This is a genomic window from Bartonella sp. CR127HXZ (assembly GCF_042194555.1).
Taxonomy (GTDB): Bacteria; Pseudomonadota; Alphaproteobacteria; order Rhizobiales; family Rhizobiaceae; genus Bartonella; species Bartonella grahamii.
Map to the genome: position 1 here is coordinate 1 of NZ_JBHIMZ010000020.1, position 11,833 is coordinate 11,833.

An 11,833-nucleotide genomic window follows, 5' to 3' on the forward strand; every position below is an offset into this window, starting at 1 on the left:
AGGATTTATGATCATGCCAAGGTCTATGGCAAATCAAATATTGATCATCATGTGCAAATTTATGGCAATGCTGTTGTGAATAGCCGTGCAAAAATTCGTAATGATATCTGTGATGATAATCTGTCACTAAAAGACGCTGCTTAAATAACGCGGGGGGCTTCTTTATAGCAAAAAAGCCGCGTCCTTTAAGACACGGCTTTTATTATCAAAACAGCTAGCGATCTAAATAAACGATTAAAATAACCAATCGAAATATAAAAGAACATCTCTTTATTGCACAAAACGTATCAAAAAGCAAGCTGTTAAGTAAAATAAAAATGGGATTCACACTGTAGATTCAGTGATTTATAATTATCATTTATCAAATCAATTTAAATCATAATGAATAAAATGAGCGCTGTTAAATTACCTTCTTTTCAAACAGAAGAACAATCTTCTTTTCGTCAATTGCCCCATAATATTGAAGCAGAGAAAGCTTTGCTGGGTGCTATCATTATCAATAATAATGCTCTTGATAGCGTTTCTGATTTTTTAAAAGCAGAGCACTTTTTTGAACCGTTGCATCAAAAGCTTTTTGATATCATTTCACAAATTATTCAAAGTGGAAAAGTTGCAGATCCCATTACTATTAAGCCCTTTGTTGACAATGATGAGAAAATTGGTGACATCACTGTATATAATTACGTGGTGCGTTTAGCTACCGAGGCAGTCACAATCATTAATACTAAAGATTATGGGAGCGTCATTTATGATCTGTTTATCCGACGCTCTTTAATTAACCTTGGCACTCAAGTTGTGAATAGAGCTTATGATGCTTCTGTAGAACTTACAACATCACAACAAATTGAAACTGTTGAAAATCAGTTGTTTGAATTGGCAGAAAAAGGGAAATATGGAGGTGGATTTGAAAATTTTAATACAGCCATTACAAAAGCACTTAACATGGCAAGTGCAGCGAAAAAGCGTTCCTCAAGGCTCTCAGGGATAGCTACCCATATCAAAACACTTGATGAGAAAATGGGAGGGTTACAAGCATCTGATTTGATTATCCTTGCGGGGCGCCCTGCTATGGGGAAGACCTCTCTGGCGACCAATATTGCTTTTAATATTGCCAATGCTTGCAAGCGTCATGATAACAACCAAGCCAATGAAGGGGGTATTGTTGGTTTCTTCTCACTTGAAATGTCATCTGAACAGCTTGCAACTCGTATTATCTCAGAGCAAATAAAGGTTTCTTCTTCTGATATGCGCCGTGGTAATATCTCAGAAGAGCAATTTGCAAAAATTATTCACGCAATGCGTTCCTTACAAACAATCCCTCTTTATATTGATCAAACGGGTGGTGTATCCCTAGCACAATTGTCCGCCCGTGCAAGGCGTCTTAAACGACAACATGGTCTAGATGTCTTGATTATCGATTATATCCAACTCATGACAAGCGGTTCAAAGCGTTCATTAGAAAATCGCGTTCAAGAAATTACAGCCATTACCACCGGATTAAAAGCACTTGCAAAAGAACTCAATATTCCCATCATTGCTCTGTCACAACTTTCACGTCAAGTTGAAAACCGAACCGATAAACGTCCACAACTCTCCGATTTACGCGAATCTGGTTCAATAGAGCAAGATGCCGACATTGTTCTGTTCGTTTATCGTGAAGAATATTATCTCAAAAATGAAGAACCAAAAGAAGGCACCGCCGAGTATAGCAAGTGGCAAGATGCAATGGAGCAAGCCAAGGGTAAAGCCGAGGTTATTATAGCAAAACAACGCCATGGTCCGACAGGAATCGTTCCCCTTGCATTTCAATCCGATTTTACACGCTTTAGTGATTTAGAACATAATGTAAAACATTAAATAATTGTTATTAGCTAACTGAAAACATTGCAAAAACACATAAAACATGTTATGATCTTTACATCATTTAATGGGACTTACAAACATGCTTAATAAAGTGATTTTAATTGGTCATTTAGGTGCCAATCCAGAAAGCAAAACAATGTCATCTGGCACCGAGGTGGTCAATTTTCGAATGGCAACGTCTGAGAGCTATACAGACAAGGCAACCAATAAGAAAGTAGACAAAACAGAATGGCATTCCATTGTGGTGTTTAATCCACATTTGGCAAAAGTAGCACTTCAGTATCTCAGTAAAGGTAGCAAAGTTTATATCGAGGGGCGACTACAAACTCGTAAATGGCAAGATAAAAACGGTGTTGAACGGTATGTAACAGAAGTCATATTGCCTCAGTACAAAGGCGAGTTAAAGCTTTTAGATGGCAAAAATGATGATAATCAAGATCAGTCATCTGCTTATGACAGAAGCATTTACAGACCTCTTGATACGCCCCGTACCGTTATGAATGACAGTGTTCCTTTTTAAATAAAAGGCGGTGTTATGAAAAAAAATAAAAAAAGGGGACGCCCTAAAATAGCAGGGCAGGTAAGAGAACCAAACGGACGTATATCACGTGCAAAAGCACCGCGTGAAGCCGTTGATAAATTGGCAATAGAAATGCGTGCAAAGCGCTTCGGTTTAACGCTACAAGAGGCAAAAAATCCACTCTCTGGTACCTATATCGGGCGGCTTTGCTTGCAAGGCGTGCTTACACAAGAGCAATATGATGCCGCGCAACAATATCTACAGATCAGAAACGATTACCTTTGTGCAAAAGGCTTTCCAAGTGCTGTTTATGATGAGATGCCCTCATCATCAGATGATAAGGCAAGGGATAAGTGGGTAGAATTTGCAACAGAACAATTTTTTAACACGCAAGAAGCAATAAAAGAAGCGCAATGCCTCTATAGACAGTACAATCTTTACGCAGCGCTACAGTACCTTGTTATAGAAGATCAAATGCTACCGCATCTCGTGAGTTCATTACGTGTCGCTCTTAATGCTCTTCAGAAACATTTTGATCGTAAATGACAATCTCTATTACGGTTTCATTATATTGTATATCGTTTGTAAGTTTCTGCAAAATTCAATGGATTCCTTTAAACTTTTATGATCATTTCTTTTCACTTGAGATACTATGTTATTTACTTGTTCTTTTCTTAAATCGGAACGCTTATCTATAGCCATCATAAATTTTTTTGCATAATAAATCATTGGATCCTCGTTATCATTGACCACGTCGTATGCCCACATAAAATCGCTTTCACTCCAATCATATTCATCGCGTAAACGCTTTATTACATTGGGTAGATCCATTTGCGACATCTCCTTATTATAATCACCCCGCAATAAACTCATAAGGGATGCACAACCAACAACTGATATGTGACGATACAATATATCTTCCTGTTTAAAAAACGAATATTCTATGCCCGTGCTGAGTGAAAGTTCTTCTGCTTTGCGTATCTTTTCAGAATGCATAGAGCCAATATATGATTCACTTACGTATTTGTTGTAAAGTTGATTATACTTCTCTTTAGTATCTACACTTGTAAACATACGCGTCAATTTGTCTATAAATCCAAATGACGCTGATGCAGGTAGCGCTGATATAGAAAAGAAAGCTATAAATGTTATGATGCGTGTTATGGATAATGATTTCATCGTTTTGAATCCCTAATTATTATAAGCGCTGTTTAACCGATTCCTTTTGAATATATCAATATGTGTTATTTTTATGTTGACAAATTGTAGCAAATCGTATTTAATGACATTGCTGTACTTAGGCGTATTGTGTCTAGACGAGAGGCAGTGCAGTTTGAAATCCCCGCAAATGCGGGGTTTTTTATTATCTAGAGGGTGTATTTTATGACATCACAAAATACAGAACAGGCTCCACAACCTATTAAAAAGCGTATACCCCCAAAGGCAGGTCAAGGGCGTGTCAAAGGCGTTCCAAATAAAGTGACGCGCATTTTAAAAGAAGCAGTGGTTAAGGCTGCTGAGAATGCTGGGAATAAAATTGGCAAGGATGGTTTGATCTCTTATTTGGAAAAACAGGCTATGGAATGCCCCGCTGCTTATTTAGCGTTGCTTGGTAAGGTGTTGCCTTTACAGGTAACAGGTGAAGATGGGGGAGCCATTAAGGTGATAACGCGTGTAGAAATCGCGCCTTTGGTCAATGACAACACGACAGATTAGTATTGTACCAAAACTCATTCCTATTTTTGCAGGGGACGCTTTGGTACGGGCGGCTTGGGGTGGACGAGGGTCTGGAAAGACAAGATCATTTGCATTGATGGCGGCTTTAAAAGGCTATCAATTTGGTATGCAAGGGATATCGGGCACTATTCTTTGTGCACGTCAGTTTCAGAATTCTTTGGCAGAAAGTTCATTGGAGGAGATTAAACGCGCCATTGAAGTGCATGATTTTTTAAAGGACTATTACAAGGTTGGGGAGTCGTCGATTAAGTCGATTGATGGTCGTATAGCCTTTCAGTTTTCTGGTCTTGACCGCAATATAGCCAGTATCAAATCCATGGGGCGTATTTTGCTTTGTTGGGTTGATGAGGCAGAGCCCGTTACAGAGACAGCTTGGCAAACGCTTATACCGACTTTGCGAGAAGAAGGAGAGGGGTGGAGAGCAGAGTTATGGGTGACATGGAACCCATTGCGAGAGAATGCCCCCGTTGAGAAGCGGTTTCGCTTTTCAGACAATGAGGCAATTAAGCGTGTTGAGATCAACTGGTCAGACAATCCGAAGTTTCCCAAGATCTTGAATGAAGCACGACTTGATGATCTGAGAAACCGTCCAGAGACCTATAAGCATATTTGGGAGGGGGCTTATCTTACAGCGGTTCAGGGTGCTTATTATCAAAAGGAAATGTTGGCAGCTGAGCAAGAGGGGCGGATAGGGCGTGTTGCTCGTGACCCTTTAATGCAAATACGTGCTTTTTGGGATATTGGGGGCACGGGTGCTAAGGCAGATGCAACAGCGATATGGATAGCACAGTTTGTGGGGCGAGAAATTAGAGTGCTTAATTATTACGAAGCACAGGGACAACCGCTATCAGAGCATGTAGGCTGGTTGCGTCAAAACGGTTATGAGAAGGCGTTGATGGTGTTACCCCATGATGGTGCGACCAGAGACCGTGTGCACAATGTGAGTTTTGAGAGCGCTCTTAAACAGGCAGGCTTTCAAACAAAAGTTATCCCTAATCAGGGAGCAGGGGCTGTTAAAATACGTATAGAAACAGTCCGCCGTGTTTTGCCTTCTGTTTGGTTTAATGAGAAGACGACGGTAGCAGGACGCAAGGCACTGAACTGGTATCACGAGAAATGGGATGAGAAGCGTAATATTGGCTTGGGAGCAGAGCATGATTGGTCCAGTCATGGGGCAGATGCCTTTGGACTGATGTGCATTTCATACAAACCACCAAAAGAAATACAAAAGCGACCAGCTTATAGCGGCAGAACGGAATATGATAGTACCTCATGGATGGCAGAATGATGCATGATGATGAACATTTAGAGAAAGACAGCAACGTATCTGATCTCTCTCAAGAAGGTTTGTTTCGTAAGCTTGTGAGCTGGTACAAAGAAGATGTGGAGCATGTGAATAAATGGCGTGAACATGCACGGGAGGATTTTGGTTTTTACAATGGTGATCAATGGAATGAAGAAGATTTATCGGCGTTAAAAAAGCAACGCCGCCCCGTTATGACCTTTAATCGTATTGCTCCGCTTGTGAATGCTGTTGTAGGTTCAGAGAGAAATAATAAGCGAGAAGTGCAATTCATCCCCCGTCAAATAGGCAAGGCATTGCCAAGTGAATTGCTTACCGGTGCGGCAGAATGGTTTCGGGACATGGCGCATGCAGAATACGCTGATAGTGACGCTTTCCAAGATGCGGTTATCTGCGGCATGGGGTGGACTGATACACGGCTTGATTATGAGAACAGCCTCGATGGTGAACCGGTAATTACCCGTTTAGACCCGTTAAAGATGGTTTGGGACAGTGCAGCGGTGCAACCGAATTTAACCGATGCGCAACGTTTGTGGTATGTAGACCGCAAGCCGTTAGAAGTAGCTAAGCAGATGTTTCCCAAATCTCATTGGACAGAGCTGAGTGCAGATTGGGCAAGGGATGGTAGCTCTCATGAAGGTGTTCACCATAATGATCTTGATTATTACAGTGATGAAGGGAGCATTGATGTTGAAAACGGTCGTCGGATGGTCACGCTTGTTGAATGCCGTTGGTTTGAAAGCGAGAGGTATTACAAGGCAGCTGATTTAGAAACGGGTGAACTTCGTGACTATAGCGAAGAGGAATTTAAGCAGCTCCAATGCATGATGCCTAATATTCAAGGGGCGGCTTTCAATAAAAAGGTTGTAAGACGTGCTTTTTTAGGGAGAAAATTGCTTGAATCCCCCGATCAACCTTTGGTTCCAGCTGGTCAATTGGGTTGGGAGTGTATAACGGGGTATTTTGACAAGATAGAACGGCAATTTTATGGTGTTGTGCGTCCGACAAAAGATCCTCAACGATGGGCGAATAAATATTTCAGTCAAGTGATGTATATCCTTAATAGCCAATCCAAAGGCGGGATAATGGCAGAGAGTGGTGCATTTAAGGATGAGAGAGAAGCAGCAAAAAGTTTAAGCCGGTCAGACAGTATTACATGGGTTAAACCTAACGCATTGGCACAAGGAAAGATCCAACCCAAACCCGTAGCACAGTTTCCACAAGGCTTTTTCCAGCTGTTTAATGAAGCTAAGGAAGCAATTAATCAGGTGACTGGTTTATCGCCCGAATTCATTGGCACAAGAGAAGTGACACAAGCCGGTATTTTGGAGGCACAACGACGCCAATCCAGTTTAAATCTGCTTGCTTGTCTGTTTGATGGTTTACGTTTGTACCGCAAGCGGCAAGGTAAGATTATTTTGCACTTGATACAGAATTACTTGTCCGATGGTCGTTTGGTACGGATATCTGGTGAAGAGAATGCGCAATATATTCCTTTGACGCGTGAAGAAGTAACGAGTGTTGAGTATGACATTGTTGTCGATGATGCGCCAACCAGCCCGAATGAGAAAGAACGCACCTTTGGCATTATCACACAACTGCTTCCATTGCTTCAAAATGCGATTACGCCGGATATTATGCTTGATCTACTTCGTTATTCTCCATTGCCTGCGTCATTGCTTAATCGCGTCAGTGAGAAGTTCCAACAGCAACAAATGGCACAACAACAGCAGATGGACCCCGAGCAGGAAATGAAGTTGCAGGAAAAGCAACAAGACTTAGAGACGAAAGCACAGATGCATCAGATGGATTTGCAACAAAAGCAGATTGATCTGTTTATGCGTCAAAAGAAAGCGGAATTAGAAGCAGAAATGATGCAACAGCGCCATGACATTGAACGGCAGAAGCTTCTCAATACTCAGGCACACAATCAGATCATGCGAGAGCGAATAGCATTACACAGAGGTATGCATAGTTAAGAGAGGTGAAAGAATGAATGCAGAAATGAATGAAGCTATGAATGAAGATTACAGAGTTGGAGCACCGGTCTTTGATGATGAGAGCTCTTTTGATGCTGGCACTTATGATGGTGAAACGATTGATAATGATGACATTACGTCTCCAGAGCCGGTTTTAGAGACCGTTGAAAAGCCTTCAGAGATTGTTCCTAGTATAGAACAGCAGCGTATGGAGCAACAAGCCAAACAAGCTCGTGAAGCGCTTGTCAAGCTTTATGAACCCCAATCCCAGACGCCAATGGTTGAAGGTGAAAATGCACCCCCAGACCCTACACAAGACATTATTGGCTATATGAGTTGGATGGGAAAAAAGATTCGAGAGCAGGATGCGTATATTAGGGAACAGAAAGAAGCGCTAAGACAAGCTGAGGAACAGCAGCAGCATGATATACGTCTTGGTCAGTTTTTCAACAATTCTGTTAAGTCGTTTCAAAATAAATCCAGTGATTTTGGTGATGCGGCAAATTTTCTTTATGAGAAGCGTGCGAAGGAATTGAGTTCTTGGTCGTCACTTTATCCTGAGTATGCAGATCCAAACACAATTTCTGAGATCATAAGGAATGAATTGCGTACGATTGTAGCGACTTGTGCACAAAGAGATCTCAATCCGGCAGAAGAGATTTATAGAATAGCGCAAAATCTTGGCTATCAGAACCAAGCATTACAAGCCAACGATCAGGTTGCAGAACTTCAAAGCCGGCAGAATTCTGCGAGAACCTTAACGGCGTCTGGTGGAGGGGGGAGTGTTGGACCAATCACTTTAAAAAACATTTGTGATATGTCTGATCAAGAATTTGGAGAATGGTATAGCAATCCTAAGAATCAAATCATTTTTGATAAGTTAATGGGGCGCGATGGCTGAGTATAGTCTAGGCGCATAACGTAATCCGCTTTTAATGCGGGTTTTTGCCGGCTTAAAGCCGGTTTTTTTATAGCAAAGAAAGGTAAAATCAATGGCAACAACACGTATACCTATTAATGATGCTCAAGCGGTGAAAGCTTGGTCAAAGAGATTAAATTATGAAGCGTCTAAAGCGCTTGATATTGAACCATTAATGGGAGAAGGCTCCAATAGTATCATTCAAGTCAAAAATGAACTTAGGAAAGAAGGTGGCGATTGTGTTACATTTAGCTTACGTGCACAGATTATGGGGCGTGGTGTAAGCGAAGGTGAAACGCTTAAAGGTAATGAAGAAGCTCTTCAGTTTCTTCATGACAAATTATATATCAATGAACTTAATCATGCAGTTTCAACAAAAAATAAAGGTACGATTGATCAACAACGTATTTTGTTTAGTTTACGCGACGAAGCACACAAGTCATTGGTTGATTGGTATGCGGACCGTTTAAGTTTGATGTTTTTCACGCAAGTGTGTGGGTACACAGCACCTACAATGAAATTTGAAGGGCGTGAGATTGAACTAGATGAATTGTATTATGGTTTTAATGCACCATTGGCACCAAGTAGTAAGCGCATTGTACGACCAGAAGCCAAAACGAAAGATGAAGACGTAAAAGAGCTGGCAAAACACGGTTTTAGTCTTAAGCTGATTGATGAAGCTGTTAAAGTTGCAAAGTTGGCTAACCCCAAAATCAGACCAGTACGTGTTGGTGGTTCCAATGTTTACGTCATGTATCTTCATCCCATACAAGTTATGCAATTGCGTACCAATACAGATACTGGTCAGTGGCTTGATATACAAAAGGCGGCTTATTCAGGTTCGCGTGCGAAGAATCCGATCTTTGATGGTTCACTAGGCATGTATAACGGTGTGATTTTACGTGAATCGGAACATGTGACGCATGGTGTAAAATCCGATGGTAGTGTTGAAGAAAATGTACGCCGTGCTGTTTTACTGGGTGCACAAAGTGCGATGCTTGCCTTTGGAGCAGAAAATCAAGATACGCGCTATAAGTTGGTTGAAGAGCTTGATGATTATCAACGAGTATATGGTGTTGCAGCTAAGACAATCATAGGCATGAAGAAGACACGTTTCCAAATGCCTGGAAGAGGACAAAATGCGCAAGATTTTGGAACTGTTGTTGTTTCAACTTGCACAGGCGAAAAGCCTTCTTAATTTTCAAAGAAAGGAAATAAAACATGGCAGAAGGATTACCACAACCCCTACAAGGGAGAAACTTGGTTACGCAACAAGTGAGTTTTTTGCGTTTGAATATCTCGCATAAAGATAAGCATTTGACACGCAAAATCGGGACTTTACCGCGTGGTGCAATGATCCTTTCGATTAAAGCGTTTGTGAAGACAGCGTTTTCAGAAGCGAAGTTGAAGATAGGAAGTACCTATGGGGGTAATGAGTTTAGTGAAAAGGACATCAAAGCCCAAGGTACGCAAGATTTTACATCAACCAACCAAAAAGAGTTTGTTCCAGAAGATCAAGAGCTTACGCTTTATGCAACACGGGATAAAACAACCGCGGCTGGAGAGTGTGTTGTGGTCGTGCAATTCGTGACCAATCGTTGAGAGGTATAGGGGAAGGCTTAATTCCCCTCACGATTTATGGAGCAGATTGTACAGAGAGTTGCAAATTAAGGGCAGATAAGACAGCGACTAAGGTAGAAAGTTTAGGGTCACCTGTTTTGCTTAAAGAGCGGTATAATCCACTGCGTTCGCGATTGGTTTCTTTTGCTAAGGCACTCATATTTTGTGCTCTAGCAACAATGCCAAGGGCATCCGCTATATGAGAGGCATCACCAGTTTTGAAGGCTTCATTTAAAAAGACTTCTTGAGATTCTGGTGTTGTGAGGTGTTTTTCAAAGTTAAAGGTTTTCAATTTCATTTTTAAGATCCTCTAAAAGAGATAAGGCTTTTTGAATATCACTGGATTGTGTGGATTTGTCACCACCACAAAGCAATATAATGATTTTATCGCCTTTTTTTGTAAAATAAATTCGGTAACCAGCACCATAGTGGATACGTAATTCACCTATACCATTAAAAAACTTTGCATCACCCAAAAGCCCTGAACGAATTCTATGAAGCCTTGCAAGAATTATATTAGCAGCTTTTCTGTCTTTAAGTTTTTCTAACCAGTTATCGAATTCATCTGTTGTTTTTATTATCGCTACCATCAGTGCACTATACTACACAATATATATAATATCAATAGTAATAATTTTTACTGAAAGGTATTTTGATGACACGTCATTATATTCGGGTTAAGACCGGAGGACCGATACCAGTAAAGCGAGATATTTATCGTCATAAGAGAACACTTTCGCACTTAGTGTCGGTCATATAAGACATAATACTAAAAAATACAATAAAGTCAATAGCTTGAGTGAAATTATTTTATATGAATCCACTTAAGAATCCACACTTTTATGCATGATTCATTTGATCATTTTTTATATAAGATTGCCATGCATGAATAGACCATAAAAAGCAAATCATGATGTAAATGTTATAACGCATGTAAACGTTCAAATGAAATGAAAAGCAGCTATCATTCATAACAGTTCATAAATTTTATGATACGTTTTTATCACTCAAATCGCATTGTTTAAAATTTAGTCGTTTGGAATTATCGATAACATACGTTTAAAGAATGGTATGAGTTTTGCTCTTTTTTGAGCGAAACCTTAAAAAGGAATAATCGTTTGAAACTGTCATAAGCTTATAGGTTTAATTTATAAAGATTGCATAAAAAGATTTAAAGATAAGATCACTTTTAAAAACGCTTTCTAAAAGTTTAGAAAATGATAAGTAATCAGCATAAATATAGTATCATTACATATAGAATGAAAATCACAATGTTATGTCTTATGAAAGAGAAAGCTTTTTAATGATATAACGCAAGCAAGAAAACTTCAAAACCATTGTAACATCATAAGGTATGGGATTTTATTCAATTTTGAGTCAAAAGCTGTAATGTTTAAAGAATGCTCTATTCTAAGATAATGCCCCCAAGAATGGACCGGCTAATTTTTAAAGAAATTAGGTTTTAATGAAAAGTACAAATACGCTTATGAGAACCTCTTTAAATGCACGTTTAAACGTTTGAAACATAAAATGAGATCTTTATAAGAAACGTTAAAACTTCTTTTTATCACAGTTATAACTTAGTTATCATTTGCTCTTAAGAACGTTTCATTTATGAAAAACGAAGATCTAGATTTCACAGCAGAGCAAAATCTTGAAAGCCTTACATTTTATAAAAGCGTTTGTTTATTTTTCTTATGAGAGATTGTTTTGAAAACCAATGCTCGTAAATGTAAAAAAGGACTTTGTTACAAACTTTCACTTAATACACATTTGCTTTATTTACGTTTCTTTTGATAAGTTTTCATATCTCTAATAGAGCGCTTGCAATATGATACGTTTTGTATATATGCATTCATTACTCCATGTGGATGATTCATTTTAATCATTAG

General features: G+C 39.6%; 12 protein-coding genes. 9 read left to right on the plus strand and 3 right to left on the minus strand.

Translation table 11 applies throughout. From position 1 onward, the window contains the following. Nucleotides 1-381: 381 nt before the first annotated feature. From ACFIKY_RS08190 to ACFIKY_RS08200, 3 genes are all read left to right on the plus strand, one after another. On the plus strand, nucleotides 382-1,857 hold the full coding sequence (locus ACFIKY_RS08190; protein WP_375661666.1) for a replicative DNA helicase: 1,476 nt from the start codon (nucleotides 382-384) through the stop codon (nucleotides 1,855-1,857). 85 nt (nucleotides 1,858-1,942) lie between these two features. Further along, nucleotides 1,943-2,383 (plus strand): single-stranded DNA-binding protein, encoded by a 441-nt coding sequence (gene ssb, locus ACFIKY_RS08195; protein ID WP_375661667.1) that lies wholly within the window; start codon nucleotides 1,943-1,945, stop codon nucleotides 2,381-2,383. A gap of 15 nt (nucleotides 2,384-2,398) precedes the next feature. Beyond that, nucleotides 2,399-2,929, plus strand: a complete 531-nt coding sequence (locus ACFIKY_RS08200; protein ID WP_375661668.1) for a hypothetical protein — start codon at nucleotides 2,399-2,401, stop codon at nucleotides 2,927-2,929. Between the two features lie 9 nt (nucleotides 2,930-2,938). On the opposite strand, the gene ACFIKY_RS08205 is transcribed toward ACFIKY_RS08200, so the two are convergent. After that, nucleotides 2,939-3,562: a hypothetical protein gene (locus ACFIKY_RS08205; RefSeq protein ID WP_375661669.1), complete on the minus strand. Its 624-nt coding sequence runs from the start codon at nucleotides 3,560-3,562 to the stop codon at nucleotides 2,939-2,941. A 204-nt stretch (nucleotides 3,563-3,766) separates the two neighbouring features. Here ACFIKY_RS08205 and ACFIKY_RS08210 point away from each other — a divergent pair, with 204 nt between their 5' ends. From ACFIKY_RS08210 to ACFIKY_RS08235, 6 genes are all read left to right on the plus strand, one after another. After that, nucleotides 3,767-4,099, plus strand: coding sequence for a hypothetical protein (locus ACFIKY_RS08210; RefSeq protein WP_375661670.1), 333 nt, complete (start codon nucleotides 3,767-3,769; stop codon nucleotides 4,097-4,099). Continuing rightward, the gene (locus tag ACFIKY_RS08215; protein ID WP_375661671.1) at nucleotides 4,080-5,408 is read left to right on the plus strand and encodes a PBSX family phage terminase large subunit; all 1,329 of its coding nucleotides are present in this window, start codon (nucleotides 4,080-4,082) and stop codon (nucleotides 5,406-5,408) included. The genes ACFIKY_RS08210 and ACFIKY_RS08215 overlap by 20 nt, the downstream gene beginning before the upstream one ends. After that, nucleotides 5,393-7,402 carry a portal protein gene (locus ACFIKY_RS08220; RefSeq protein WP_375661672.1) on the plus strand — a complete coding sequence of 670 codons (2,010 nt, stop codon included), beginning with the start codon at nucleotides 5,393-5,395 and terminating at the stop codon, nucleotides 7,400-7,402. The genes ACFIKY_RS08215 and ACFIKY_RS08220 overlap by 16 nt, the downstream gene beginning before the upstream one ends. A 13-nt stretch (nucleotides 7,403-7,415) precedes the next feature. Then, nucleotides 7,416-8,303, plus strand: coding sequence for a hypothetical protein (locus tag ACFIKY_RS08225; protein ID WP_375661673.1), 888 nt, complete (start codon nucleotides 7,416-7,418; stop codon nucleotides 8,301-8,303). A 91-nt stretch (nucleotides 8,304-8,394) separates the two neighbouring features. Further along, nucleotides 8,395-9,519 carry a N4-gp56 family major capsid protein gene (locus tag ACFIKY_RS08230; protein ID WP_375661674.1) on the plus strand — a complete coding sequence of 375 codons (1,125 nt, stop codon included), beginning with the start codon at nucleotides 8,395-8,397 and terminating at the stop codon, nucleotides 9,517-9,519. 23 nt (nucleotides 9,520-9,542) lie between these two features. Then, the gene (locus ACFIKY_RS08235; protein ID WP_375661675.1) at nucleotides 9,543-9,923 is read left to right on the plus strand and encodes a hypothetical protein; all 381 of its coding nucleotides are present in this window, start codon (nucleotides 9,543-9,545) and stop codon (nucleotides 9,921-9,923) included. A 34-nt stretch (nucleotides 9,924-9,957) separates the two neighbouring features. Here ACFIKY_RS08235 and ACFIKY_RS08240 read toward each other — a convergent pair whose 3' ends face one another. Together ACFIKY_RS08240 and ACFIKY_RS08245 are read right to left on the minus strand one after the other, a co-directional pair. Then, the gene (locus ACFIKY_RS08240) at nucleotides 9,958-10,239 is read right to left on the minus strand and encodes an addiction module antidote protein (protein ID WP_273788712.1); all 282 of its coding nucleotides are present in this window, start codon (nucleotides 10,237-10,239) and stop codon (nucleotides 9,958-9,960) included. After that, nucleotides 10,220-10,531, minus strand: coding sequence for a type II toxin-antitoxin system RelE/ParE family toxin (locus tag ACFIKY_RS08245; protein ID WP_017196508.1), 312 nt, complete (start codon nucleotides 10,529-10,531; stop codon nucleotides 10,220-10,222). The genes ACFIKY_RS08240 and ACFIKY_RS08245 overlap by 20 nt, the downstream gene beginning before the upstream one ends. Nucleotides 10,532-11,833: the final 1,302 nt, after the last annotated feature.